At 66.0% G+C, this 25,211-nt stretch carries 23 protein-coding genes; 12 read left to right on the top strand and 11 right to left on the bottom strand.

Annotation, left to right across the window (positions count from 1 at the left end):
- Nucleotides 1-120: 120 nt before the first annotated feature.
- Entirely contained in the window at nt 121-558 is a 438-nt protein-coding gene (locus AB0L63_RS16375; protein ID WP_364500757.1) for a DUF4189 domain-containing protein, read from the bottom strand.
- A 258-nt stretch (nt 559-816) separates the two neighbouring features.
- On the opposite strand from AB0L63_RS16375, the gene AB0L63_RS16370 reads away from it, so the two are divergent.
- Complete coding sequence (locus AB0L63_RS16370; RefSeq protein ID WP_364500754.1) at nt 817-2,472, top strand: NERD domain-containing protein; 1,656 nt, start codon at nt 817-819, stop codon at nt 2,470-2,472.
- Nucleotides 2,473-2,557: 85 nt separating this feature from the next.
- On the opposite strand, the gene AB0L63_RS16365 is transcribed toward AB0L63_RS16370, so the two are convergent.
- The 7 genes from AB0L63_RS16365 to AB0L63_RS16335 all read right to left on the bottom strand — a co-directional run bounded on the left by AB0L63_RS16365 (nt 2,558) and on the right by AB0L63_RS16335 (nt 9,079).
- Nucleotides 2,558-2,929, bottom strand: coding sequence for a metal-sulfur cluster assembly factor (locus AB0L63_RS16365; RefSeq protein WP_364500751.1), 372 nt, complete (start codon nt 2,927-2,929; stop codon nt 2,558-2,560).
- Entirely contained in the window at nt 2,926-3,420 is a 495-nt protein-coding gene (gene sufU, locus AB0L63_RS16360; RefSeq protein ID WP_364500748.1) for a Fe-S cluster assembly sulfur transfer protein SufU, read from the bottom strand. The genes AB0L63_RS16365 and sufU overlap by 4 nt, the downstream gene beginning before the upstream one ends.
- 22 nt (nt 3,421-3,442) lie before the next feature.
- Entirely contained in the window at nt 3,443-4,714 is a 1,272-nt protein-coding gene (locus AB0L63_RS16355) for a cysteine desulfurase (RefSeq protein ID WP_364500745.1), read from the bottom strand.
- Nucleotide 4,715: 1 nt separating this feature from the next.
- Complete coding sequence (sufC, locus tag AB0L63_RS16350) at nt 4,716-5,534, bottom strand: Fe-S cluster assembly ATPase SufC (protein WP_364500742.1); 819 nt, start codon at nt 5,532-5,534, stop codon at nt 4,716-4,718.
- Nucleotides 5,535-5,607: 73 nt separating this feature from the next.
- Nucleotides 5,608-6,912: a Fe-S cluster assembly protein SufD gene (gene sufD, locus AB0L63_RS16345; RefSeq protein WP_364500739.1), complete on the bottom strand. Its 1,305-nt coding sequence runs from the start codon at nt 6,910-6,912 to the stop codon at nt 5,608-5,610.
- The gene (gene sufB / locus AB0L63_RS16340) at nt 6,912-8,351 is read right to left on the bottom strand and encodes a Fe-S cluster assembly protein SufB (RefSeq protein WP_364500731.1); all 1,440 of its coding nucleotides are present in this window, start codon (nt 8,349-8,351) and stop codon (nt 6,912-6,914) included. The genes sufD and sufB overlap by 1 nt, the downstream gene beginning before the upstream one ends.
- Complete coding sequence (locus AB0L63_RS16335) at nt 8,348-9,079, bottom strand: metalloregulator ArsR/SmtB family transcription factor (protein WP_364501076.1); 732 nt, start codon at nt 9,077-9,079, stop codon at nt 8,348-8,350. Before AB0L63_RS16335 ends, sufB begins: the two co-directional genes overlap by 4 nt.
- Before the next feature lie 430 nt (nt 9,080-9,509).
- On the opposite strand from AB0L63_RS16335, the gene mptB reads away from it, so the two are divergent.
- From mptB to AB0L63_RS16315, 4 genes are all read left to right on the top strand, one after another.
- Nucleotides 9,510-11,258 (top strand): polyprenol phosphomannose-dependent alpha 1,6 mannosyltransferase MptB, encoded by a 1,749-nt coding sequence (mptB, locus tag AB0L63_RS16330; RefSeq protein WP_364501073.1) that lies wholly within the window; start codon nt 9,510-9,512, stop codon nt 11,256-11,258.
- Nucleotides 11,259-11,386: 128 nt separating this feature from the next.
- Entirely contained in the window at nt 11,387-12,319 is a 933-nt protein-coding gene (locus AB0L63_RS16325; RefSeq protein WP_364500728.1) for an ABC transporter ATP-binding protein, read from the top strand.
- Nucleotides 12,316-13,107 (top strand): ABC transporter permease, encoded by a 792-nt coding sequence (locus AB0L63_RS16320; protein ID WP_364500725.1) that lies wholly within the window; start codon nt 12,316-12,318, stop codon nt 13,105-13,107. Before AB0L63_RS16325 ends, AB0L63_RS16320 begins: the two co-directional genes overlap by 4 nt.
- A gap of 131 nt (nt 13,108-13,238) precedes the next feature.
- Nucleotides 13,239-14,213, top strand: coding sequence for a heme A synthase (locus AB0L63_RS16315; protein WP_364500722.1), 975 nt, complete (start codon nt 13,239-13,241; stop codon nt 14,211-14,213).
- A gap of 333 nt (nt 14,214-14,546) precedes the next feature.
- Here AB0L63_RS16315 and AB0L63_RS16310 read toward each other — a convergent pair whose 3' ends face one another.
- Complete coding sequence (locus AB0L63_RS16310; protein ID WP_364500719.1) at nt 14,547-15,368, bottom strand: hypothetical protein; 822 nt, start codon at nt 15,366-15,368, stop codon at nt 14,547-14,549.
- Between the two features lie 36 nt (nt 15,369-15,404).
- Here AB0L63_RS16310 and AB0L63_RS16305 point away from each other — a divergent pair, with 36 nt between their 5' ends.
- Nucleotides 15,405-15,680 (top strand): hypothetical protein, encoded by a 276-nt coding sequence (locus AB0L63_RS16305; RefSeq protein WP_364500716.1) that lies wholly within the window; start codon nt 15,405-15,407, stop codon nt 15,678-15,680.
- Between the two features lie 133 nt (nt 15,681-15,813).
- Here AB0L63_RS16305 and AB0L63_RS16300 read toward each other — a convergent pair whose 3' ends face one another.
- The gene (locus AB0L63_RS16300) at nt 15,814-16,164 is read right to left on the bottom strand and encodes a hypothetical protein (RefSeq protein WP_364500713.1); all 351 of its coding nucleotides are present in this window, start codon (nt 16,162-16,164) and stop codon (nt 15,814-15,816) included.
- 61 nt (nt 16,165-16,225) lie between these two features.
- Between AB0L63_RS16300 and AB0L63_RS16295 the strand changes: the two genes are divergently transcribed.
- Complete coding sequence (locus tag AB0L63_RS16295) at nt 16,226-17,191, top strand: quinone oxidoreductase (protein WP_364500710.1); 966 nt, start codon at nt 16,226-16,228, stop codon at nt 17,189-17,191.
- Nucleotides 17,192-17,362: 171 nt separating this feature from the next.
- On the opposite strand, the gene AB0L63_RS16290 is transcribed toward AB0L63_RS16295, so the two are convergent.
- Entirely contained in the window at nt 17,363-18,352 is a 990-nt protein-coding gene (locus AB0L63_RS16290; protein WP_364500708.1) for a heme o synthase, read from the bottom strand.
- Between the two features lie 306 nt (nt 18,353-18,658).
- Between AB0L63_RS16290 and tkt the strand changes: the two genes are divergently transcribed.
- From tkt to pgl, 5 genes are read left to right on the top strand one after another with little or no spacing between them, the layout of a single operon-like run.
- Nucleotides 18,659-20,800: a transketolase gene (gene tkt / locus AB0L63_RS16285; RefSeq protein ID WP_364500705.1), complete on the top strand. Its 2,142-nt coding sequence runs from the start codon at nt 18,659-18,661 to the stop codon at nt 20,798-20,800.
- Nucleotides 20,801-20,806: 6 nt separating this feature from the next.
- Nucleotides 20,807-21,937 carry a transaldolase gene (gene tal, locus AB0L63_RS16280; protein WP_364500703.1) on the top strand — a complete coding sequence of 377 codons (1,131 nt, stop codon included), beginning with the start codon at nt 20,807-20,809 and terminating at the stop codon, nt 21,935-21,937.
- Between the two features lie 4 nt (nt 21,938-21,941).
- Nucleotides 21,942-23,501 carry a glucose-6-phosphate dehydrogenase gene (zwf, locus tag AB0L63_RS16275; protein WP_364500701.1) on the top strand — a complete coding sequence of 520 codons (1,560 nt, stop codon included), beginning with the start codon at nt 21,942-21,944 and terminating at the stop codon, nt 23,499-23,501.
- Nucleotides 23,498-24,406 (top strand): glucose-6-phosphate dehydrogenase assembly protein OpcA, encoded by a 909-nt coding sequence (opcA, locus tag AB0L63_RS16270; protein WP_364500698.1) that lies wholly within the window; start codon nt 23,498-23,500, stop codon nt 24,404-24,406. Before zwf ends, opcA begins: the two co-directional genes overlap by 4 nt.
- Complete coding sequence (gene pgl / locus AB0L63_RS16265; RefSeq protein WP_364500695.1) at nt 24,399-25,160, top strand: 6-phosphogluconolactonase; 762 nt, start codon at nt 24,399-24,401, stop codon at nt 25,158-25,160. Before opcA ends, pgl begins: the two co-directional genes overlap by 8 nt.
- The last annotated feature ends 51 nt before the right edge of the window (nt 25,161-25,211 follow it).

Below are 25,211 nucleotides of genomic sequence, written 5' to 3'. Positions count from 1 at the left end.
GCTACCAGGTACTTCGACACCACTACCAGGCCGAACTGATCACCGCGATGATCGCTGAGGCGCGCCTCGGCGAGGCCGCGCTATCGACGCCGATCGCGTCGAGAGCGCACTCGGTTTCCGTCAGCTCGCGTTCGCCGTGCACTGCGAGTCGACGATGCGCGGTTCGCGCGGCGCCGAGCTGCCGAAGTTCAGCAGTGGCGGCGGTGCGGTCGGCCCGGCATTTGCGATCGCCTGCTGCTCGGCCTCGGCCCGTGTCGGCGCCCAGGCCCAGCCCAGGTGATCATCGCCATTACGTGCCACGGCTGCACAGGAATTGGCGAACTGCACGACGACATGGCAGCTGGACAGACCGCACTGTTGCACCGCGGCGCGGTCCGAATCCGCCCAGTTCGAGTGGTTGTACGCCCATCCGATCGTCGCGTCGCCACGCGACGAGACCGAAATCGCCAGCGAGCCGTAGAGGGCCTCGTCCGCCTGCGCGGCGCCGGCCCCGGCGGCGACGAACGCACCCGCGGACGCGGCCGCCAGACCCATGGCAGCCTTGGACGATAGTGACATGTATTGCGCTCCCCAGTTCCGAAATGGCTCGGATCGAAATCCTGACCGTTCCGATCCGAATTGTCGAAGTCTTTGTATCACCAGAGCTGGGCACCGTCTTCAGCGAACCCTGATACTCCCGTCTGCCGACGCGCCGACGTAGTGACACCTTTTGCCGCCAAAACCCTGCTCTTTGAGTGCCTTTCGCATTCTCACACGACGTCTGCGGTGAATACCGTTGGGAGGGTCGGCTGTGCAGGCGAGAGGGAGGTGACCTCGATGCTGGTTGTCAACGAACGGGCGACGCAACCATCCGGAGCGTCCGTGGTCGAGTGGTTGCGGACTTGGAACGGCCAATACGTCATTGTGGGCCTTGCGGTTTCGGGATATCCGATTTCCGACGACATCCCCGGTGGCTCGCCACGGCAGCTGGACGTGATGGTCATTACTCCGCGCGCTGTGGTCGTGATCGAAGTGTTCGAGATCGCTGCCGAGGTGACCGGCGGGGTGCATTCGGTGCGGGCCGACGGGCGCTGGCAGCTTTCCGGATTCGATGGGGAGCCGGTTCCCAGCCACGACAGTGATCCCTTCGGCCAGGTGACGAACAATGCGTATCTGCTGAGCAAGATGGTGCGCAGGCAGCACCCGGACGCCCTCATCGACCGGGTCATCGTGGTCGTCCCGCCCCGAGACGCGACCATCACACTGGATATCGAATCGCGAATGCCCGGCGGTACCGTCGTTGTCGACTCGTCGGCGCAGTTGCGAGCCTGGTTCCTTCGAACGGCGAACCGAAAGCTGATCTGGACCGCGGAACAAGCATACGAACTGCTCGGTGAGCTCGGCCTATCGCATGCGGTCACGGTCGAAGAGCTTGTGGCCGAGGGATTTCCGTCGCAAGCCGGACGACCCGAGAGTCCCGCGTCGAAAGTGCTGGTGCAAGCTCATGCGTCGGCCGCGCTCGGTGCCGTCGAACATCCCGACGACGCTCGCATATCGTCGGAGATGTCACCTTCCGGGACTCCATATCCGTCGTGGCTCCCGCCCGACACCGACGAGGAGCCGTCGGACAGCGTGGCACTCTCGCCGCGCGAGGTCGGTACCGATGTAGAGCCGCACGCCCAGGTATCCGCCCCGCCTGCGCCGGTGGACCATCCGGATATAATGCGGGAGCCGTCGGCTCCGCAGTTGTCGGCGGCATTCACGGACCGGTGGTCGTCGTGGATCGAGTCCGATGGGTTGTCGGATGTACCTCCGTACCGCCGTGACCTCGACCGTCGAGGTCGTCCGCACCGAGAGCCGCGCCTACGGAACTGGCTGCCGACACCACCGAAGTTTGTGGCAACGGCGGCGCCACACCTGTCGAAGGCGAAGCTCCAGCCTTCGACGCTGGTTGGGCCGGAACCTCGATCGGAGGAAGGGCCGCGGTCTTGGACCGCGACCGGGTCGGGGTCGCTGTCAGACATGGATCCGCAATCATTGTCGACAGCACCGGCCCAGCCTTCGTCGATGGTTGGGGCGCAGTCGGTATCGGAGCCAGAGCCACCGCATTCGTCGGGGGTTGAGTGGGAACCGCCGACGGAGACCGACCCGCGACCGGTGCGATCGTTGCGGCCGGGCAGCGCGCCCGCCGCACCGCCTGCGCATCGGGCTTCGACTCCCCGGCTGGCGTCCGTGGCGCGGACCTGTGTTGCCACCGTGATCGCCAAGGGGGCGAAGCTCATCGCGGGCCTGCCGCAACTGCTCGCGACGGCGGTGGTGATCGCGGTAATAGTCGCCACGTTCTGGTTACTTGTTTCCGAGGGTATGCACCCGAAACCCACTGTCGTCGAGACCCGTCCGGAATCGAGCAGCGAGCAGGCTGTGCTGCCGGAACTGCCGGCCCCACCCCAGTCACCCACGACGCAGTGCTTCCCATTCCAGCAACAATGCTGATCGAAGCGAGCCACGCACTGGTAGTCAGGGCGTGGCTCGTCATCGTGCGCGCGGCAGGCTCGGCGCCGCAGCTGTATTCGCGGTTCTAGACCGTGAAGCCCAAGGCGCGGAGCTGTTCGCGACCGTCCTCGGTGATCTTGTCGGGGCCCCACGGAGGCATCCAGACCCAGTTGATCTTGAGGTCTTCGACCAGACCGGAACGGACCAGAGCGTTGCGGGATTGATCCTCGATGACATCGGTCAGTGGGCAGGCCGCCGAGGTGAGGGTCATATCGAGGGTAGCGGTATTGTCCTGGTCCACGCTCACGCCGTAGACCAAGCCGAGGTCGACGACATTGATGCCGAGTTCGGGATCGACGACATCGCGCATCGCCTCCTCGATATCCTCGAGCTGCTTGATGTCCTCGGCCGAAAGTTCGACCTGCTCGGTCGTTTCGGTGGCTGGTGTCTCGCTCATGATGGTTTTCCATTCGTGGAGATGTCGCTGCTCATGGTCCGCTTGGCCTCTTCCGCGGAGGTTATCCGGATCACCGCGTCCTTGAACGCCAGCCAGCCGAGCAGTGCGCATTTGACCCGCGCCGGGTACTTGGACACTCCGCTCAGCGCGATGCCGTCGCCGATCATGTCCTCGTCACCCTCGACGGTGCCGCGGCTGGAGATCATCTGGTTGTACGAGTCGACCACCTTCAGCGCCTGCTGCACCGGCAGTCCGATCACCTGATCGGTGAGGATCGAGGTGGCGGCCTGACTGATCGAACAGCCCTGACCGTCATAGGACACATCGGCCACATCACCATTGCCGTTGAGCTGGACGCGCAAAGTCACCTCGTCACCGCAGGTCGGGTTGACGTGGTGCACTTCGGCCCCGAACGGCTCCCGCAGCCCGCGGTGATGCGGGTGCTTGTAGTGATCGAGGATCACTTCCTGGTACATCTGCTCCATGCGCATGTCTTATGCAACTCCACAGTGTTTAATTGTCGGCGTTCGCTGCGCTGACACCGAAGAAGCTCTGGGCCTTCCGCACGGCGGCTACCAGCTGGTCTACCTCATCAAGGGTGTTGTAAACCGCGAAGGACGCACGGGCGGTGGCCGGAACGCCGAGACGGCGCATCAGCGGCCAGGCGCAGTGGTGGCCCACTCGCACGGCCACGCCCTCGTCGTCGAGAATCTGCCCGACGTCATGGGCGTGGATGCCCTCGACCACGAACGACACCGCGCCGCCGCGATCGATATTCTCGGTCGGTCCGATTATCCGCACGCCCGCGATCGCCGCAAGTCCATCCAGCGCCGCACCGATGAGCGTATGCTCGTGTGCCGCAACAGCTTCCATGCCGATCTGTTCGAGATACCGCACGGCCGCACCCAATCCGACCACCTGCGAAGTCATCGGCACACCGGCCTCGAACCGCTGCGGCGGCGGCGCGTAGGTGCTGCCCTGCATCGTGACGGTCTCGATCATCGAACCGCCGGTGATGAACGGCGGGGTCTCCTCGAGCAGCGCCCGCCGCCCGTAGAGCACACCGACACCCGACGGTCCGAGCATCTTGTGCCCGGAGAACGCGGCGAAGTCGACGCCCAGCTCATGGAAGTTCACCGGCATATGCGGCACCGACTGGCAGGCATCCAGCACGGTGAGCGCGCCGACTTCCGTTGCCCGGCGCACCAATTCGGCCACATCGGTGACCGCACCGGTCACATTCGACTGATGCGTGAACGCGACAACCTTTGTGGCGGACGACAGTTCGAGGGAATCGAGATCGATCCGCCCCTCATCGGTAATGCCGTACCACTTCAGGGTCGCACCGGTCCGGCGCGCGAGTTCCTGCCACGGAACGAGATTCGCGTGATGCTCGAGCTCGGTGATGACGATCTCGTCGCCCGGACCGACGTGGTATGGGAAGCGATCATCGGAAAACGCGTACGTCACCAGATTCAGCGATTCGGTCGCATTCTTGGTGAAGACGATCTCGTCCGCGTCCACACCGACGAATCGGCCGATGTCGGCGCGTGCGCCCTCGTACGCGTCGGTGGCCTCCTCGGCCAACTGGTGCGCACCGCGATGTACAGCCGAATTGCGCTCGGTGAGGAATTCGCGTTCCGCATCGAGTACGGCGAGGGGACGTTGTGAGGTCGCGCCCGAGTCCAGGTACACCAACGGCTTTCCGTCCCGAACCGTGCGGTTCAGGATCGGGAAGTCGGCCCGGATGCGGGCGACGTCGAGGGTACGGACCGTGGCGGTCATATCAAGCTCCAGCGGTAGCGGACTGGGGGACGGCAGTCGGCGCAGCCGACGGGGTGGGCGAGCCCTGCGTGAAGCGGACGTAGCCGTTGGCATCGAGCTCTTCGGCCAGCTCGGCGCCGCCCTCGGCGACGATGCGACCGCCGACGAACACATGCACGAATTCGGGCTGGATGTAACGCAGGATGCGGGTGTAGTGCGTGATCAGCAGCACGCCACCATTCTCGCGCTCCTTGTAGCGGTTGACGCCTTCGGAGACGATGCGCAGCGCGTCGACGTCCAGGCCGGAGTCGGTCTCGTCCAGGATGGCGATCTTCGGCTTGAGCAGACCAAGCTGCAGGATCTCGTGGCGCTTCTTCTCACCACCGGAGAAGCCCTCATTCACGCTGCGCTCGGCGAAGGCGGCGTCGATTTCCAGCTCATTCATCGACTCCTTCACCTCCTTGACCCAGGTGCGCAGTTTGGGGGCCTCGCCGCGGACCGCGGTAGCGGCGGTGCGCAGGAAGTTCGACATCGAGACACCGGGGACCTCGACCGGGTACTGCATGGCCAGGAACAGACCCGCCCGCGCCCGCTCGTCGACCGACATCGCGAGCACATCCTCACCGTCGAGGGTGATCGAACCCGAGGTCACCGTGTACTTCGGATGTCCGGCGATCGCGTACGACAGCGTCGACTTGCCGGAGCCGTTCGGGCCCATGATCGCGTGCGTCTCACCGGATTTGATGGTGAGGTTCACGCCCTTGAGGATCTTGATGGGCTCACCGGACTCGTCCGGGTTGGCGACCTCGACGTGCAGGTCCTTGATTTCCAGGGTGGTCATCGAATTCGGATTCCTTTGCGGGGTAAGGGGTTCTGGTCTCTTCGAGCGACCTGCGAGCAGTCGCTGGCGGCGGTCAGGCGCCGATAGCGGCGAGTTCGGCCTCGATGGCCGACTCCAGCCGCTCCCGGACCTCGGGGACCGCGATCTTCTGGATGATTTCGTGGAAGAAACCACGCACCACCAGCCGGCGGGCGGCATCCTCCGGGATGCCGCGGGCACGCAGGTAGAACAGCTGCTCGTCGTCGAAGCGGCCGGTGGCACTCGCGTGGCCGGCACCGACGATCTCACCGGTCTCGATCTCCAAATTCGGCACCGAATCGGCGCGTGCACCGTCGGTGAGCACCAGGTTGCGGTTCACCTCGAAGGTGTCGGTGCCCTCGGCGGTGGCACGGATGAGCACGTCACCGACCCACACCGTGCGGGCGTCGCCCTTGGGTTTGTGCGCGGAGCTTGCGGAGTGCCCATCGAGCAGAGCCGGATCACCTTGCAGCGCACCCTTGTACAGCACCCTGGATTTGCAGTGCGGCACCGCGTGGTCGACCAGCAGACGCTGCTCGAAGTGCTGACCGGCGTCGGCGAAGTAGAGGCCGAGCAGTTCGGCATCGCCGCCGGGACCCGCGTAGCGCACATTTCCGGTCAGGCGCACCAGATCACCGCCGAGGGTGACCGAGGTGTGCCGCAGGGTGGCATCACGACCGAGCTGGGCGTGGTGCGCGGTGGCGTGCACGGCGTCGTCGGCCCAGTCCTGGATCGCGACGACGGTCAGCCTGGCGCTGTCGCCGAGTACGAATTCGATGTTCTCGGCGTAGGTTCCGCTGCCGCGCTGGTCGATGATCATGGTGGCGACCGCGAAGTTGCCGAGCCGGACCTGCAGGTGACCGTACGCGGTCTTACCCTTGCCGGGACCGGTGACGGAAACGATAACCGCTTCGGCGACTTCGGTTTCCGCGCCGACCGAGATCACGGTCGCCTGTTCGAAACCCGAGTACGCCTGGGCCGCGACCCGATCCGACGGCACCCCGGCCGCGCCGAGGCGAGAGTCGGTGCGCGCCACCGTTTCCACGGTCACACCGGCTACCCCCGCGGGACTCGCGTCAGGGCCGGAGTCGACTGCCTGCGTAACCACGGAGGCCCCGCGAGTCCCGCCATCGGACACGGCGACCTCGACCGTGACCGCACCGTCGCGCACGGCGGTGCCGTCCTGCAGGCCACGCAGGCGACGCAGCGGGGTGAACCGCCACGCCTCATCCTTCGCCGAGGGCACCTCGAAGGCGTTCACATCGAAGGAGGTGAACACCTCCCCCTTATTGCTGGGCGCGTGGGTCGCGTCGGTAATGCGAGCCTCGGCGGCTTCGGCAACGTTGTCCAGGGTTGCCATCAGCCGACGGCTCCTTCCATCTGCAGTTCGATCAGGCGGTTCAGCTCGAGTGCGTACTCCATCGGGAGTTCCTTGGCGATCGGCTCGACGAAGCCACGCACCACCATCGCCATCGCCTCGTCCTCGGTGAGGCCGCGGCTCATCAGGTAGAACAGCTGATCCTCGGACACCTTCGAGACCGTGGCCTCGTGGCCCATGGTCACGTCGTCCTCGCGGATGTCGACGTAGGGGTAGGTGTCGGAGCGGCTGATCGTATCCACGAGCAGCGCATCACATTTCACGGTCGACTTGGAACCGTGCGCGCCTTTGTTGACCTGGACCAGACCGCGGTAGGACGCCCGGCCGCCACCACGCGCCACCGACTTCGACACGATGGTCGAGGAGGTGTGCGGCGCCAGGTGCAGCATCTTCGCGCCGGTGTCCTGGTGCTGGCCCTCGCCCGCAAAGGCGACCGAGAGGACCTCACCCTTGGCGTACTCGCCGGTCATCCAGACCGCTGGGTACTTCATGGTGACCTTGGAGCCGATATTGCCGTCGATCCACTCCATGGTCGCGCCCGCCTCGGCCTTGGCCCGCTTGGTGACCAGGTTGTAGACATTGTTCGACCAGTTCTGGATGGTGGTGTAGCGGCAGCGTCCGCCCTTCTTCACGATGATCTCGACCACCGCGGAATGCAGCGAATCGGACTTGTAGATCGGCGCGGTGCAACCCTCGACGTAGTGCACGTAGGCGCCCTCGTCGACGATGATCAGGGTCCGCTCGAACTGACCCATATTCTCGGTGTTGATCCGGAAGTATGCCTGCAGCGGAATGTCGACCTGCACGCCCGGCGGCACGTAGATGAACGAACCACCCGACCATACGGCGGTATTCAGCGCGGAGAACTTGTTGTCACCGGCCGGGATGACGGTGCCGAAGTACTGCTCGAAGATCTCCGGATGCTCGCGCAGACCGGTATCGGTGTCCAGGAAGATGACGCCTTGGGCCTCCAGATCCTCGCGGATCTGGTGGTAGACGACCTCGGATTCGTACTGCGCGGCGACACCGGCGACCAGGCGCTGCTTCTCCGCCTCCGGGATGCCGAGCTTGTCGTAGGTGTTCTTGATGTCCTCGGGCAGGTCTTCCCAGCTCTCGGCCTGCTTCTCGGTCGAGCGCACGAAGTATTTGATGTTGTCGAAGTCGATGCCGTCGAGGTTGGAGCCCCACTTCGGCATCGGCTTGCGATCGAAGATGCGCAGCGCCTTGAGCCGGTGCTCGAGCATCCACTCGGTCTCGTTCTTCTTGGCCGAGATGTCGCGGACGACAGCCTCGGACAGGCCTCGTTGCGCGCTGGCACCGGCCTCATCCGAATCGGCCCAGCCGTAACCGTATGTGCCCAGGGAAGCAATGGCTTCTTCCTGGGTGAGCGGTTGCACCTGGTCGGTGGTCGTCGTCGTCATTCGGCGCTCCTTCCGGAGTCGTTCGTGCGTACCGCTGCGGGCTGTGCAGCGGTCGTTGCGGAAGCGTTCGCTTTATCGGTGATAGGGAGAACGAACAGCGGGACATGGGTCGTGCACGCGCAATCGCCGTTGGCGATCGTCGCAAGTCGCTGTACGTGGGTTCCGAGCAGGTCCCGGAAAGCCTCGAGTTCGGCCTCGCACAACTGCGGGAATTCCTCGGCGACGTGGGCCACCGGGCAGTGGTGCTGGCAGATTTGAACGCCCGCGCCGACCTTGCGGGTGGACGCGGCGAATCCGGCGTCGGTGAAGGCCTCGGCGATCTCGTCCGCCTTGGCAGTGGTGGTCTCGGGGGTGTGCTCGGCAGCCGGTTCGATGCCCTTGACGATGGTCCGCGCCTGCTTGCGGGCGAAATCGGTAATCGCCTGCTCACCGCCGACCTCACCGAGCTGGCGAATCGCGGCACCGGCCAGATCGTCGTACGCGTGGCCGAGCCGTCCTCTGCCCACCGCCGTCAGCTGATACTGCTTGGCGGGACGGCCGCGCCCCTTCTGCTGCCACGGCGCCGAACGGCTGGCCCGCGCCTGACCGGATTCGATCAGTGCGTCCAGATGCCGACGAACACCGGCGGGCGTCAGACCGAGCTTGGTGCCGATTGCGGTCGCGGTGATCGGGCCCTCTTCGAGCAGCAGCTGGACCACCGCGGCGCGCGTATGTCCTTCGCCGCCCATGACGAGGGTCGCGGGCGCGGCAACGGATGCGGCACCGGTCCGGCGACCGGTCCCTCCATCCTCGTCGTACGGCAAACCCACGTTTTTCACAACACCAGTGTGACGGAATTAGTTCCCGGAATCCAATAAGGGTGCCCTGAGTCGACCGGGCCGATGACCTGCACGGGAGCGCTCTGCGGGGCGGCGTGCGGATACGACACATTCACCACCTGCGGGTCTCGCGTGCGGACCGACCCGAGCGCCCGCCGGAATTGCACATGCGATTTAGGCCACACGACGGTGGCGAAAATCCGTCAACGCACCTGACGCCGCCGTTCCACACCTCCGCCGCCGCCCGGTCCTCGGGTCCGAAGTAGCGCGAATATGTGCCCCGCGGTCGGTTTCGCGGAGCACCGGAAACGCCGGTGACATCGGCTACGCTGACCGCGTGATGTCAGGCGAACACGGCGAACCAGGTGTCGAACGCAACTCGTCGACCACCTCGGGCACCCTGATTCGCCTGCGTAAGACCGCGCCGATCAGCACCGCCGTATCACTGGGACGTCGGATCATCGGTCTGGATGTCGCGCCCGACCACACCGTCGGCGACACCCTGCACATCAACGAACCCGAGGCCGCCGAACTCAACCCGCAGGAGACCACGCAATTGCGCCGGGTCCGGCTGTTGGGCGCCACGGGTTCGGTCATGATGGCCATCGGCGCCCTGGGTCTGGGCGCCCAACCCACACTGCAGAATCCGACCTACGGCAAGGCGATTCTCGGGCTGCCCGCGCGCGTGCACAATTCGGGGCTGGCGACGACCATGGTCGGCACGGTCATCGTGATGCTGGCCTGGCTGCTGCTCGGCCGATTCGCACTCGGCTTGCAGTCCAACCGCATTCGTCGCATCAGCCGCTCGCAACTGGACCGCACGCTGCTGCTGTGGATCATCCCGCTCTCGGTCGCACCCCCGATGTTCAGCCAGGATGTCTATTCCTATCTGGCCCAAGGGGAAATCGCGGCGAGTGGACTCGATCCCTATGACGTCGGGCCGGTACAAGGACTCGGCCAGGACCATATCCTGACCCGCAGCGTCCCCAATATCTGGCAGAATTCACCCGCGCCATACGGCCCGCTCTCGATTTGGCTAGGCAAGGGCATCGCCGAAATCGTCGGCGACAATATGCTCGCCGGGGTGCTACTACACCGAGCGCTGGCACTGCTCGGCGTGGCCTGCATCGTTTGGGCACTGCCACGACTGGCACAACGGTGTCGAGTATCGCCGGTCGCCGCATTGTGGCTCGGCGCGGTAAACCCGCTCGTGATATTCCACCTGGTATCCGGTGTACACAATGAGGCCATGATGCTCGGCCTGATGCTGGTCGGGCTGGAATACTGTCTGGCGGCCCTGAGCAATACCGGACCGATGCGTGGCCACACACTCGTGCTGCTCTTATCGGGAACCACCCTGATAGCGCTGTCCAGCATGGTCAAGATTCCATCGATGCTGGCACTGGCGTTCGTGTGGATGGCATTGAGCCGAAAATGGGGCGGCGATTGGCGTGCCGTGCTCAGATCCGCGCTATTCCTCGGTGGTGTCACGGGTGCCGTCATGCTCGCGGTGTGCCTGGGCAGCGGTCTCGGCTTCGGCTGGATAGACACCCTGACCGGGGCCAACTCGGTGCGCAGCTGGATGTCGCTGCCCACCGCGCTCGGGGTCGTCACCGGATTCGGCGGCGTCCTACTGGGATTGGGCGACCACACCACCGCACTGTTGAGCATCACCCGACCGATCGCGGCGATCGCGGCCGCACTGATCGTGGTGCGGCTGATGGTGGCCACCTGGCGCGGACGGCTGCATCCGGTCGGTGCGCTCGGCGTCGCCTTCGGCGCGGTTGTCCTGCTGTTCCCGGTGGTACAGCCCTGGTATCTGCTCTGGGGCATCGTCCCGCTGGCGGCCTGGGCCAGCCGACCCGCCTTCCGGGTCTCGGCCACGATCGCCTCGGCGGCGATCAGCGTCATGCTCATGCCGACGGGCAGCGAAATCCAGCCGTTCGTCCTTATCTACGCGGCCTGCATCACCATCCTCACCTGCACGCTGATGATCCTGGCCACCCGCAAGTCACTGCCGTGGCGGCTACACCAGATCGGCGCCGATCGGGCGCCCACCACGGCCGGTCCGGCCGGACCGCAGAACTGACGAGGCAGGGGTGTCGTCCGGGTCACATCCCTCGACCGCTTACGGTGTGACACCGTGAGGGAGCGCAGCGAGCGAACAATAGGCACAGCGCCCTTGGACGCGACGGAACCGAGCACCGAGGCGCGATGGTGACCGCAGCCTCGGAACCCGCCGTCTCTATCGACGGCGTCGTCAAGCGCTACGGCGAGACCACCGCCGTTGCCGGGATCAGCTTCGCCGTCGAACGAGCGCAGGTGCTGGCCCTGCTCGGACCGAACGGCGCGGGTAAGACCACGACCGTCGAGATGTGCGAGGGCTTCAAAACCCCGGATGCCGGTTCGGTCCGGGTACTCGGACTCGATCCGATCGCCGATTCCGACCGATTGCGGCCGCGCATCGGCGTCATGCTGCAGGGCGGTGGCGCGTACCCGGGCGCGCGCGCGGGTGAGATGCTCGACCTGGTCGCCGCCTACTCCGCCGCTCCGCTCGATCCTGAATGGCTACTGAAAACCCTTGGCCTGCAGGACAATCGGCGCACACCGTACCGGCGCCTGTCCGGCGGCCAGCAACAGCGGCTCGCCCTGGCCTGTGCGCTGGTCGGTAAGCCGGAGATCGTCTTCCTCGACGAACCGACCGCGGGCCTGGACGCCCAGGCCCGGCTCATCGTGTGGGAGCTGATCGATGCGCTGCGCCGCGACGGCGTCACAGTACTGCTCACCACGCACATGATGGACGAGGCCGAGCAACTGGCCGACCAACTGGTGATCATCGATCACGGACAGATCGTCGCCTCCGGCACGCCCGCGGAGGTGACCGCGCACGGCGCGGCCGGTCAGCTGCGCTTCACCGCCCCACCGAAACTCGATCTGCGGCTACTGAAAACCGCATTGCCGGAAGGCTTCTCGCCGCGCGAGACGACGCCGGGACAGTATCTGGTCGAGGGTGAGATCGATCCGCAGGTCCTGGCGACGGTGACCGCGTGGTGTGCGCAGCAGAATGTGCTTGCGACCGATATCCGGATCGATCAGCGTCGCCTCGAGGACGTATTCCTGGAACTCACCGGACGGGACCTACGCGGATGAATCAGCCAGATCCCGTCGGGAACCGCTTCGCACCGGGCACTTTCACCCCCGATCCGCGCCCGAGCAACCGCCTCGCCATGATGACCGCGCAGACCCGGCTCGAGCTGATCCTTTTGCTGCGCAATGGTGAACAGCTGCTGCTCACCATGTTCATTCCGATCACCCTGTTGGTCGGGCTCAGCCTGTTGCCGTTCGCGAACCTCGGCGAGAACCGAGTCGGCAAGATCGTGCCCGCGGTCATGATGGTCGCGGTCATGTCGACCGCCTTCACCGGACAAGCGATCGCGGTCGGATTCGACCGGCGCTATGGTGCGCTCAAGCGCCTGGGCGCCACCCCCCTCCCCCGCTGGGGCATTGTGGCGGGCAAGAGTGCTGCGGTGCTGATCGTGGTGGTATTGCAGGCAATTCTCTTGGGGACCATAGGTTTCGCACTCGGCTGGCGGCCAGACCTCGCCGGGCTCGCACTCGGCGCGCTGTTGATCGTGCTCGGCACGGCCACCTTCGCGGCAATGGGCCTGCTGCTCGGCGGCACACTCAAGGCGGAGATCGTGCTGGCACTGGCGAATATTCTGTGGTTCGTCATGCTCGGCATCGCCAGCATCGTGTTCGCATCCGATGATCTGCCCACGGTCGTAAATGTGCTCGTACGGTTGGCGCCGTCCGGGGCACTGGCGGTCACGCTGGAAGACGCCATGCGCACCAGCGTCGACTGGTTCGGAATCGCCGTCCTCGCCGCATGGGGCGGCATCTCCGGCTTCCTTGCTACCCGCTTCTTCCGTTTCGATTAGTCCGCGCGAGATCACGGCGGGATCTCCCGACCGATGCCGCCATGACGGCCACCTGATCTCGAACAGGCGGCAACGACGAGATGTAGTAGACCGGGTGCGGGCGGCCCGAATGGCCCGGCTACCATCATTGGGTGCTGTATCGCGCATTCCTGAGACTCGTCGATCTGCTCCCGCTGCCCTCCTTGCGAGTGCAGCGACTGATCGCCGTCGCGGTCATCGTCTCCCAGGCGGGTATCGCCGTCACCGGTGCGATCGTGCGGGTCACGGCGTCCGGACTCGGGTGCCCGACCTGGCCGCAATGCTTCCCCGGCAGCTTCACCCCGACCGGTGTAGCCGAGGTTCCGGTATTGCATCAGACCGTCGAGTTCGGCAACCGCATGCTGTCCTTCGTGGTAACGCTGTGCGCGGCGCTGATCGTGCTCGCCGTTACCCGGGCCCGCCGCCGGCGCGAGGTGCTGGTGTACGCGTGGCTGATGCCCGGCGGCACGGTGCTGCAGGCGATCATCGGCGGTATCACCGTGCGCTCCGGCCTGCTGTGGTGGACGGTGTCGGTACACCTGCTGGCGTCGATGCTGATGGTGTGGGTCGCGGTGGTCATGTTCGCGAAGGTCTGCGAACCCGATGACGGCATCGAAGTGATCCAAGCGCCCACGCCGCTGCGCTGGCTCACCGGGCTGAGCGGTGTCGCGCTCGCCGGCGTTCTTATCGCGGGCACGCTGGTCAGCGGTGCCGGACCGCATGCGGGCGATAAGAGCATCGAGCGACCGGTCGAACGCCTGCAGGTCGAGATCGTCACCCTGGTGCACCTGCACTCGCAGCTGCTGGTCGGCTATCTCGCGCTACTCATCGGTTTGGCCTTCGGTCTCTTCGCCGTCGGCATCGCCCCCGCCGTCCGCACCCGGCTGTTCGTCCTGCTCGGCCTGGTCGGTGCCCAGTCCCTGGTCGGCGTCGTGCAGTACTTCACCGACGTCCCGGCCGCGCTGGTCGCCACCCACGTCGGCGGCGCGGCCGCCTGCACCGCCGCCACCGCCGCCCTCTGGGCCGCCCTGCGCACCCGCGAACGCGTCCCGGCACCGGTCTCCAGTTCCGCCGAACAATTGACATAGCGGATCGCGGCAACGTCGAGCGTCGAAGTGCCACAACCGTTCCCGGATATCGAACCGTACGAACGCGGCCTCCGAAGCGGTACTGGCCGAACTGGTTTCGGAGCGACTGCGCGCGGCCCTGGATGTCATGGACTCGGAGCCCTGCCACCTGAGCATCCGTACGAGACCGCGCCCGAGACCGCATCTCGCGGGCAGCAGCCGGCGCAGTCCTGAATGCGCCTACGCCGTTATCGCGACGGAGGCCGCCAGAATCGCGGTCAGCGAGCTGCCGAAAACCCTGTGCGCGGCGATTATCGACGCACTGCCACGCTCACGCGGCCCGTACTCGACCGATTACGCGAATCGCGGCCGAGTGACGCGTGCAAGCGTTCGGGTCAAGGTATCCGATGCCAGTTGCCCGCGTTGGATCCGCAGCCCCGCGTAGCACGGATCGCCGTTCTCGACGAGCCCGACGATCATCGGCTCCTCCAATTGCTCTGCGGCGAAGGCATATATCTGCTCCAGCTTCGGCACGATCAGACCGTAATCGAGGGCCCGTGCCACGCGTCCCTCCAGTGCGAGCACCGCGTCGACGGACATATTCGCCAGCGGATACACCTCGGGAAAGACATTGCGTAGATCGAGGAATAGGCGAACCGAGCTGCGGCGCGGATCGGCCGACCAGCCGCCGAGGGCACCGAACCGGCCGAGCGCGAGCGTCGGCCGTGCCACCAGCACGTGGGTGAACAGCACCCGCATGAGCGTCACATTGATCATCAACCGTTCGGCGGGCAGTTCGGCCGCGGCCAACTTCTGATGTTGTAGATAACCGGTGACGATGCTGCGATTGTGCGCCCGGTACCATGCCGCGGGCGAAGGGGCGACAAGGAATTCGAGCCACAGCCGGGCACCGGGTGTCGACGCGTCGTGGGCGCTGGCACGATGCAGCAGCGCGGCCTCCAGCTTGTCGTGCAGCAGCCGGTCGTTGATGGCCCGCCACCACGGGCTGCCGGCCGCGGCATCGAGGACGCCGCGGGCGAGTTCCCACTGCAGGAAGGCGATTTCGGCGCGACGGTAGGCGCGCAGTTCCGGTGGGTAGAAGCTCTCGGCGAGCGCGACGCGCTGACGCGCATCGGTATGCGCGGCCGCCAGCTCGCTCGCCTTATCCGCGTTCATCCTCCCCTACTCTACGATCCGAACGGGACCACGATCGTGCAGGCCACCGGCGGCGTCGCTGCCACAATCGGGGCGGTGTTGCTGTTCCTACCCGATCTGATAGCGGGTCCGTTGCGTCCCGTGGTCGCCCCGCTCGACCGGATCACCTTCCCGGCCATGACGGCCGCGCCGCTGTCCGGATGCTCATCGAATTCGATTCGACTACGGTGGCACATGAATATCGAACCGGCGAAACGCTTTTCACCTGGTTCCGCCCGCTACGCACCATCGATCCGTATCCCCGAGGCCATGCAGCATGCCCAGCACATCTAGCAGGCGCGCGGTTTGGTCCTGCTGCCGATCCTCAGTATCTGGCCGTTCACCCGGCTCGCGAGCATTTTCGCGGGCCCGGTCCTGCGCACCGTCCCGCGCGAATCGACGGCGCCACCACCGGAGCCTGAACGGCTCAGTTCTCGTTGCGCGCCTTGGGAAAACGGGTCTGCCGGGCGACCCAACCGGCCATCTTGGCCCAGTGGCCCTGACGCGGGGTGACCACCGAGATCAGCTCGCGATCCCATTCATCGGCCTCGGTGAGGCCGTCGATGGTCTCAACCAATTCCTTGGCGGTCGCCAGATCGTCGACCACTCGGTCGCCGAGGACGCCGTCGGAGCCGACCATGGTGACGCGCACACCCGCGCGGCCGATCGGCTGCAGCACGGCCGTGGCGGAGCCGCCGTGCTCGGCGACGAATCCCTTGACCGAATCCACTAGGGAACCCGACAGCTGCACTGCAGCGGTGGCGGCTTGAGCACTCATGGCGGTTAGTTTACTGACCGGTACGTTCAGATCCAGCCCCTGTGGGTGTAGAACGGATCTCATGCACGCTATTCAGGTTTCCGAGCACGGTGGTCCCGAAGTCCTGAACTACGTCGAGGTGCCGGATCCGCGGATCGGTCCGGATGAGGTGCTCGTCGACACCGAGGCGATCGGCATCAACTTCATCGACACCTATATCCGCACCGGCCGCTACCCGCAGGCGGTCCCCTATGTTCCCGGCGCCGAGGGCACCGGTGTGGTGGCCGAGGTGGGCGCGAATGCGACCGAATTCGCGGTCGGCGACCGGGTCGCCTGGGCGGCCGCCCCCGGCAGCTATGCCCACAGGGTCGCGGTACCGGCTGCGGTCGCGGTCAAGGTGCCCGCTGGTATCGACGCACCGGTCGCCGCTTCGGCGCTGCTGCAGGGTATGACCGCGCACTACCTCATCGAATCGATCTACAAGCCCGAACCCGGCGAGACCGTACTGGTGCACGCGGGCGCAGGCGGCGTCGGTCTGTTGCTCACGCAGCTCGCCGTCGCGCGCGGTGTTCGGGTGATCACCACGGTCTCCTCGGATGCGAAGGAGAAGCTGTCCCGCGAGGCGGGCGCGACAGAGGTACTGCGCTACACCGATGATCTCGCCGAGCAGGTCCGCGCACGCACCGACGGCGTAGGCGTCGCCGCTGTCTACGACGGTGTCGGCGCGGCCACCTTCGAGGCCAGTCTCGCGTCTTTGCGGGTGCGCGGCATGCTGGCCCTCTTCGGCGCGGCCAGCGGCCCGGTCCCGCCCTTCGATCTGCAGCGTCTCAGCCCGGCGGGCTCGCTGTTCGTCACCCGCCCCACCCTGGCGCACTACACCCGTGACCGCGCCGAATTGCTCTGGCGCGCAACCGATATTCTGGCCGCGATCGCCAACGGCACACTGCACGTGCGGATCGGTGCCACGTATCCGCTGGCCGAAGCCGAGCAGGCACACCGCGATCTCGAGGGCCGCAAGACCACCGGCTCGATCGTCCTGCTGCCATAGCGCGCGATCGGATGCGAGGCCACTGGTCCTCGCATCCGGTGCCCGATGGCCCGATCTGCATATCTGCGTCGGGTGCGACCGAAGCTGCAGATCACCGAAACCTTCGCCACTGTTCCGCGGACCGCATGCGACGCTGCATACGAGTCCGACCCGACGGCTATTTCGGCTGAGCTAGCTGAAGAAGCTGCCGATCGTGTGCCACCCGAGCACCGAATCCACCGCCAGACCACAGAACACTACGGCCAGATAGTTGTTGGACTGCAGGAACAGTCGCAGCGGCTTCACCGATTCACCGCGCCGCACACCGGAGTACAACTGGTGCGCCATGAGCAGGAACCACGCTCCGGCCACCAGTGCGACGGCCGCGTAGACCACACCGGTCGCGGGTACCAGCGCGAGCGTGGTCAGCACGGTGAGCCAGGTGTAGATGACGATCTGCTTGGTGACAGCCTGCTCGGTGGCCACGACCGGTAGCATCGGCACTCCGGCCGCGCGGTAGTCCTCCTTGTAGCGCATGGCCAACGCCCAGGTGTGCGGCGGCGTCCAGAAGAAGATGACACCGAAGAGCGCGATCGCGGGCCAGCCGATGTTCCCAGTCACCGCCGACCAGCCGACCAGCGCGGGCATACATCCGGCCGCGCCGCCCCACACCACATTCTGCGAGGTACGGCGCTTGAGGCCGAGAGTGTACACAAAGACGTAGAACAGGATCGTTGCGACGACCAGCAGACCACTGAGCAGATTCGCCTGCCACCACAGCCAGGCGAACGAGCCGATGCCGAGCGCCACACCGAAGACGAACGCGTGCGAGGTCGCCACGGCCTCCCTCGCCAGTGGCCGCTTCGCGGTCCGCTTCATCACCTTGTCGATATCGGCATCGGCGACGCAGTTGAGCGTGTTGGCGCTCGCGGCGCCCATCCAACCGCCGAACAGCGTGGCCAAGATCAGTCGGATATCGACATGGCCGCGATCGGCCAGCAGCATTGTCGGAATGGTCGCAACCAGCAGCAGCTCGATGACGCGCGGCTTGGTCAACGCGATATAGGCGAGCGGTCGCCGCAGTAGTCGGGACAGCAGGCCATCGCCGGTCAACCGGTCGGCCAGCGCCGTCGCGGAGGAGCCATGTGCGCCATTGCCACCCGGCTGTTGCCCAATCCGCACTGTCTCTCCTCGCACGCTGTGCATCGCATCCGGCATAAAACCACCACCGCGCTCCCCTGCTCGAGCTGGTGTGAGGCGGCAACTACTACAGACGATGGTAGACCCAGCCGCCCAGCCTTCTTTCCATAGCCCCTCGCTCCGGCACGCTGCCGGAGCGATTCGGCATTCGAAGTAAGCCGGGTTCCTCACATGCCGGTCATTGGGCACATCTAGGGTAGTTGGGGTAAACCGGTTCGCATTCCACCGCTGCCGTGCGTGCACCCCTCCGCCACCGTCGACGAAACCAATGTCAGGAGAACCTCGGTCGTGTCAGTGACAGACGACATCCGCGCCCTCACTCAGCCGAACCACCCGGACGACTGGACGGATCTGGACACCAAGGCCGTCGACACTGTCCGGGTTCTAGCCGCCGACTCGGTGCAGAACGCCGGGAACGGGCACCCCGGCACCGCGATGAGCCTCGCACCGCTGGCCTACACGCTCTACCAGCGCACCATGCGCCTGGACCCGAGCGATCCGAGCTGGGTCGGCCGGGACCGCTTCGTACTGTCCTGCGGTCACTCCAGCATCACCCAGTACATCCAGCTCTACCTGGCCGGATACGGTCTGGAGCTGGATGATCTCGAACATCTGCGCAAATGGGGCTCGCTCACTCCGGGCCACCCCGAATTCCGCCACACCGACGGCGTCGAGATCACCACCGGCCCACTGGGTCAGGGGCTGGCCTCCGCGGTCGGTATGGCGATGGCGGCGCGGCGCGAACGCGGTCTGTTCGACCCGGATGCCGCACCAGGCACCAGCCCGTTCGACCACTTCATCTACGTCGTCGCCTCCGACGGTGATATGGAGGAGGGCGTCACCTCCGAGGCTTCCTCGCTCGCGGGCACGCAGCAGCTGGGCAATCTGGTCGTGATCTACGACGACAACAAGATCTCCATCGAGGACGACACCACCATCGCCTTCACCGAGAATGTCGCTGAGCGATACCGGGCGTACGGCTGGCATGTGCAGGTGGTCGAGGGCGGCGAGGACGTCGTCGCCATCGAGGCGGCGCTGGCCGCGGCCAAGGCGGAGACCGGTAAGCCCTCGATCATCGTGTTGCGCACCATCATCGGCTTCCCGGCGCCGAACAAGATGAACACCGGCGCCGCGCACGGTGCCGCACTCGGCGCCGACGAAGTGGCCGCCACCAAGAAGATCCTCGGCTTCGACCCGGAAAAGAACTTCCAGGTCGACGACGATGTCATCGCGCACACCCGCAAACTGGTCGAGCGCGGTCGGCAGGCGCATGCGGCCTGGCAGCAGCAGTACGACGCGTGGGCCGCCGCCAACCCGCAGCACAAGGCGCTGTTCGATCGGCTCGCCAAGCGTGAGCTGCCCGCGGGCTGGGCCGCGCATCTGCCGACCTACGAGGCGGATCCGAAGGGGATGGCCACCCGCAAGGCGTCCGGCAAAGTGCTCGCCACGCTGGCGCCGCTGCTGCCGGAGTTGTGGGGCGGTTCGGCCGACCTCGCCGAATCCAACAACACCACCATGCCGGACGCGCCGAGCTTCGGTCCGGAATCGATTTCGACCGGCATGTGGAAGGCCAACCCGTACGGCCGCACCCTGCACTTCGGTGTCCGTGAGCACGCCATGGGCGCGATCCTCAACGGCATCGCCCTGCACGGCCCGACCCGTCCGTACGGCGGCACCTTCCTGGTCTTCTCCGACTACATGCGTCCGGCCGTGCGCTTGGCCGCGCTCATGCGGGTGCCCGCGATCTACGTGTGGACGCACGACTCGATCGGCCTCGGTGAGGACGGCCCGACGCATCAGCCGATCGAACATCTGGCCGCGCTGCGCGCGATTCCGGGTCTGAACGTGGTCCGCCCCGGCGACGCCAACGAGACCACCTACGCCTGGCGCACCATCCTGGAGCGCGACAGCAGCGAGCACACCTCGCACTTCTCGGTCTCCGAGCCCGCCCACCAGGACGGACCGTCCGCGCTCGCACTGACCCGCCAGGATCTGCCGATCCTCGAGGGCACCAGCTACGAAGGCGTCAAGAAGGGTGGCTACGTGCTGGCCGAGGCGTCCACCGGCACCCCGCAGGTAATCCTGATCGCGACCGGCTCCGAGCTCCAACTCGCGGTCGCCGCCCGCACTACGCTGGAGGCGCAAGGCATCGGCACCCGGGTGGTCTCGATGCCGTGCGTGGAGTGGTTCGACGCGCAGGACAAGGCGTATCGGGACGAGGTACTGCCGCCGGCGGTCGCCGCTCGTGTGGCCGTCGAGGCCGGTATCGCGATGCCGTGGTACCGGTTCACCGGTGATGCGGGCGAGATCGTATCGATCGAGCACTTCGGTGCCTCGGCCGATTTCAAGACCTTGTTCCGCGAGTTCGGGATCACCGCGGAAGCCGTGGTGGCTGCCGCGCAGCGCACGCTGGAAAACGTGAAGGGATAAGAGCTCATGGCACAGAACAAAAACCTCGCCGCCCTCTCGGCCGCGGGCGTCTCGGTGTGGCTCGATGATCTGTCACGCGACCGGATCCAGTCCGGCAACCTCGCCGAGCTCATCGAAACCCGCAGTGTCGTCGGCGTCACCACCAATCCGACCATCTTCCAAGGTGCCCTGAGCCAGGGTCACGCCTACGACGGCCAGGTGAAAGAGCTTGCCGCCCAAGGCGCGGATGTGGATTCCGCGATCCGGACCATCACCACCGACGACGTCCGTGCGGCCTGCGATGTGCTGGCCGGGGTCTACGAGGCCAGCAACGGCGTCGACGGCCGGGTCTCCATCGAGGTCGACCCGCGCCTGGCCTTCGACGCCGAACAGACGGTCGCCCAGGCCATCGACCTGTGGAAGACAGTGGACCGGCCCAACCTGTTCATCAAGATTCCGGCCACCGAGGCGGGCCTGCCCGCGATCACCCGGGTGATCGCGGAGGGCATCAGCGTCAACGTGACCCTGATCTTCTCGGTCAAGCGCTACCGCCAGGTGATGGGCGCCTACCTCGACGGTCTGCGCGGCGCCAAGGCCACCAGCCACGATCTGGCCAAGATCCATTCGGTCGCTTCCTTCTTCGTCTCCCGGGTGGACACCGAGATCGATAAGCGGCTCGAGGCGATCGGCACGCCGGAGGCGCTGGCACTGCGCGGACGAGCCGGTGTCGCCAACGCACGCCTGGCCTACGCCGAATACCAGGATGTCTTCGACGGTGGTACGCACACCTCGACCTACTCGCATCTGGCCGCCACCGGCGCGAATCGGCAACGGCCGCTGTGGGCTTCGACGGGCGTCAAGAATCCGGAGTACTCGGACACTCTGTATGTCACCGAGTTGGTTGCGCCGAATACGGTGAACACGCTGCCGGAGAAGACGCTCGAGGCGGTCGCCGATCACGGCGAGATCCGGGGCGACGCCGTCAGCGGTACCGCCGCGGCCGCGCAGGAGGTCTTCGACAAGCTTGTCGCGGTCGGCATCGACCTCGACGATGTGTTCGACGTGCTCGAACGCGAGGGTGTGGAGAAGTTCGAGAAGTCGTGGGAGGAGCTGCTTTCCGCCACGGCAGGCGAACTGGCCAAGACTCGGGATAACTGATCCGATGGCCGGCACTCAGACAAATACCTGGAAGAACCCGCTCCGCGACGAGCGGGATAAGCGGGTCACCCGCATCGCGGGGCCATGCAGCATGGTGATCTTCGGCGTCACCGGCGATCTGTCCCGGAAGAAACTGATGCCGGCCATCTACGACCTGGCGAACCGGGGGCTGCTGCCCCCGGGCTTCGCACTGGTCGGCTTCGCCCGCCGGGACTATGCGGACGAGGACTTCGCGAAGGTCGTGCTCGATGCGGTAAAGGCACACGCCCGCACACCCTTTCGGCAGGAGGTCTGGGACTACCTGGCCGAGGGCATCCGATTCGTCCAGGGTTCCTTCGACGACGATTCCGCCTTCGCCAGACTCGCCGACACCCTCGCGAAGTTGGACAAGGACCGGGGCACCGGCGGCAATCACGCCTTCTACCTCTCGATTCCGCCGAATATGTTCCCGGTGGTGCTAGATCAGCTCTCCGAGCACAAACTGGCCCAACCGGTGCAAGCCGATGGCGAGGGCCACAAGCCGTGGCGCCGGGTGGTGATCGAGAAGCCGTTCGGCCACGATCTGCACAGTGCGGTCGAACTCAACGCACTGGTCAACCGGGTGTTCCCGGAGGAGACGGTATTCCGTATCGATCACTATCTCGGCAAGGAGACGGTGCAGAACATCCTGGCACTGCGCTTCGCCAACCAGCTCTACGAACCGATCTGGAATGCCAATTACGTCGACCATGTGCAGATCACCATGGCCGAGGACATCGGATTGGGTGGGCGGGCCGGCTATTACGACGGTATCGGCGCGGCCCGCGATGTCATCCAGAACCACCTGCTGCAGTTGCTCGCGCTGACCGCCATGGAGGAGCCGATCAGCTTCGAGCCCAAGCAGTTGCAGACCGAGAAGATCAAGGTGCTCTCGGCGACTAAACTCGTTGCGCCCCTTGATGAAACCACCGCGCGCGGACAGTACGCCGAGGGCTGGCAGGGCGGCGAACATGTGGTCGGCCTGCTCGACGAGGAGGGTTTCGACCCGCAATCGCGCACCGAGACCTACGCGGCGATCACCCTCGAGATCGACACCCGCCGCTGGGCGGGTGTGCCGTTCTATCTGCGCACCGGAAAACGCCTGGGCCGCAGGGTGACCGAGATCGCGGTGGTGTTCAAGCGGGCCCCGCATCTGCCGTTCGACCAGACCATGACCGAGGATCTCGGGCAGAACGCAGTGGTGATCCGGGTGCAGCCCGATGAGGGCATTACCACCCGGTTCGGCTCGAAGGTGCCAGGGTCGAGCATGGAAGTGCGCGATGTCAATATGGATTTCAGCTATGGCGAGGCGTTCACCGAATCCTCCCCCGAGGCCTACGAACGCCTGATCCTCGACGTGCTGCTCGGGGTGCCGTCCCTGTTCCCGGTGAACGCGGAGGTCGAATTGTCCTGGCGCATCCTGGATCCGGTGCTCGAGCACTGGGCCGCCGACGGCAAACCCGAACAGTACGAGGCGGGGACCTGGGGTCCGTCCTCGGCTGATGAGATGCTGGCCCGCACCGGGCGTGAATGGCGGCGGCCATGATCGTCGATATGCCACAGACCACCACCTCCGAGGTCACCAAACGCCTGGTACGCCTGCGCGAGAGCAATGGTGTGATCACCATGGGCCGGGTGCTGACCCTGGTCGTGTGCACGCTGGACAGCTCCGAAGCCGAGGACGCCATCGACGCCGCCAATGACGCCAGCCGCGAACATCCCTGTCGCGTGGTCGTTTTGGCGCGCGGGGACCGCGCGGCCGAGACGCGATTGGATGCCCAGATCCGCGTCGGCGGTGATGCGGGTGCAGCCGAGGTGATAGTGCTGCGGCTGCAGGGTGATCTGATCAACCATGAGAGCAGCGTCGTCATCCCGTTCCTGCTGCCGGATACTCCGGTGGTGGCCTGGTGGCCGCGTGGTGCCCCGGAGTTTCCGTCCAAGGATTCGGTGGGTCGCTTGGCGACTCGCCGGATCACCGATGCCACCTTCGCCCCCGATCCGCAGGCGACGATCAAGAATCGGCTCGACTCCTACGCCTCCGGGGATACCGATCTGGCGTGGAGTCGCATCACCTATTGGCGGGCGTTGCTGGCGGCCGCCCTGGACGAAGCGCCGTTCGAACCGGTGAATTCGGTCATCGTCTCCGGGCTGCGCGACGAACCCGCGCTGGATATGCTCGCGGGCTGGTTGGCCGCCCGGCTCGACTGTCCGGTGCGACGCCGCTCGGGTGAGTTGCGGGTGGAGGTACAACGCCCGACGGTATCGATCGCGATCGAGCGGCCGCAGACCGGGCGTACCGCGACACTGACCCGCACCGGTGACCCGGATCAGCGAATCGCATTGGCGCGCCGGGAAACTCGCGACTGCCTCGCCGAAGAACTGCGTCGGCTGGATGCCGACGACATCTATGCCGAGGCACTCGCCGGAATCGAGAAGGTGACCTATGAGTGAGCGCGCGGACTCAGCTGCACCAGTGGTGGTAGTACATGACAACACCGAAGCCTTGGTTGCCGCCGCGGCCGCACGCTTCGTCGCCGTCGTGGTGGCGGCGCAGGCGGCACGTGGCTCCGCATCGGTGGTGTTGACCGGCGGCGGAACCGGGATCGGACTGCTGGAATTGGTCCGCAAGACACCCGGCGATATCGACTGGTCGCGACTCGATGTGTTCTGGGGCGACGAGCGATTCGTGCCCTCGGGCGACTCCGAGCGCAATGATCTGCAGGCGCGGGAGGCGCTGCTGGATCACGTGCCGTTGGATCCATCGCGGGTGCATCCGGTCGCCACCTCCGATGGCGAGTATCCGGATCCGGTCGAGGCCGCGGCGGAGTATTCGGCGGCGGTGCACGCGCATCTGGCCGAGCACGGGGCCTTCGATCTGCATCTGCTCGGTATGGGCGGCGAGGGGCATGTGAATTCGCTCTTCCCACATACCACTGCGGTGCACGAACAGCATGAACTCGTTGTCGCGGTATCGGATTCGCCCAAGCCGCCGCCGGTTCGGGTCACGCTGACGCTGCCCGCGGTCCGGCACAGTCGACACGTTGTGCTGGTTGTCGGCGGCGCAGCCAAGGCCGAGGCCGTTGCCGCGGTGGTTGCGGGTGCGGATCCGGTAGAGATTCCCGCGGCGGGCGCCGTCGGGTCGGAATCCACTACGTGGCTACTGGATCGCGACGCCGCGGCGGCATTGCCCGGCGCCGCGAACTGACTCCGCAACCACTGTGCCGTTGCGCCGAGGACCAGTCCGCGCACGGGTGGG

The organism is Nocardia sp. NPDC051990 (genome assembly GCF_040680755.1).
GTDB lineage: Bacteria > Actinomycetota > Actinomycetes > Mycobacteriales > Mycobacteriaceae > Nocardia.
Note: the sequence above shows the minus strand (reverse complement) of the source record. Positions and strands in the feature narration are given on the sequence as shown.

Bases quoted from the DNA above. Each gene is read 5' to 3' on its own strand.
- AB0L63_RS16375 (WP_364500757.1), bottom strand. From the start codon at position 558: ATGTCACTATCGTCCAAGGCTGCCATGGGTCTGGCGGCCGCGTCCGCG.
- AB0L63_RS16370 (WP_364500754.1), top strand. From the start codon at position 817: ATGCTGGTTGTCAACGAACGGGCGACGCAACCATCCGGAGCGTCCGTG.
- AB0L63_RS16365 (WP_364500751.1), bottom strand. From the start codon at position 2,929: ATGAGCGAGACACCAGCCACCGAAACGACCGAGCAGGTCGAACTTTCG.
- sufU (WP_364500748.1), bottom strand. From the start codon at position 3,420: ATGCGCATGGAGCAGATGTACCAGGAAGTGATCCTCGATCACTACAAG.
- AB0L63_RS16355 (WP_364500745.1), bottom strand. From the start codon at position 4,714: ATGACCGCCACGGTCCGTACCCTCGACGTCGCCCGCATCCGGGCCGAC.
- sufC (WP_364500742.1), bottom strand. From the start codon at position 5,534: ATGACCACCCTGGAAATCAAGGACCTGCACGTCGAGGTCGCCAACCCG.
- sufD (WP_364500739.1), bottom strand. From the start codon at position 6,912: ATGGCAACCCTGGACAACGTTGCCGAAGCCGCCGAGGCTCGCATTACC.
- sufB (WP_364500731.1), bottom strand. From the start codon at position 8,351: ATGACGACGACGACCACCGACCAGGTGCAACCGCTCACCCAGGAAGAA.
- AB0L63_RS16335 (WP_364501076.1), bottom strand. From the start codon at position 9,079: ATGGGCGGCGAAGGACATACGCGCGCCGCGGTGGTCCAGCTGCTGCTC.
- mptB (WP_364501073.1), top strand. From the start codon at position 9,510: ATGTCAGGCGAACACGGCGAACCAGGTGTCGAACGCAACTCGTCGACC.
- AB0L63_RS16320 (WP_364500725.1), top strand. From the start codon at position 12,316: ATGAATCAGCCAGATCCCGTCGGGAACCGCTTCGCACCGGGCACTTTC.
- AB0L63_RS16310 (WP_364500719.1), bottom strand. From the start codon at position 15,368: ATGAACGCGGATAAGGCGAGCGAGCTGGCGGCCGCGCATACCGATGCG.
- AB0L63_RS16300 (WP_364500713.1), bottom strand. From the start codon at position 16,164: ATGAGTGCTCAAGCCGCCACCGCTGCAGTGCAGCTGTCGGGTTCCCTA.
- AB0L63_RS16295 (WP_364500710.1), top strand. From the start codon at position 16,226: ATGCACGCTATTCAGGTTTCCGAGCACGGTGGTCCCGAAGTCCTGAAC.
- tal (WP_364500703.1), top strand. From the start codon at position 20,807: ATGGCACAGAACAAAAACCTCGCCGCCCTCTCGGCCGCGGGCGTCTCG.
- zwf (WP_364500701.1), top strand. From the start codon at position 21,942: ATGGCCGGCACTCAGACAAATACCTGGAAGAACCCGCTCCGCGACGAG.
- opcA (WP_364500698.1), top strand. From the start codon at position 23,498: ATGATCGTCGATATGCCACAGACCACCACCTCCGAGGTCACCAAACGC.
- pgl (WP_364500695.1), top strand. From the start codon at position 24,399: ATGAGTGAGCGCGCGGACTCAGCTGCACCAGTGGTGGTAGTACATGAC.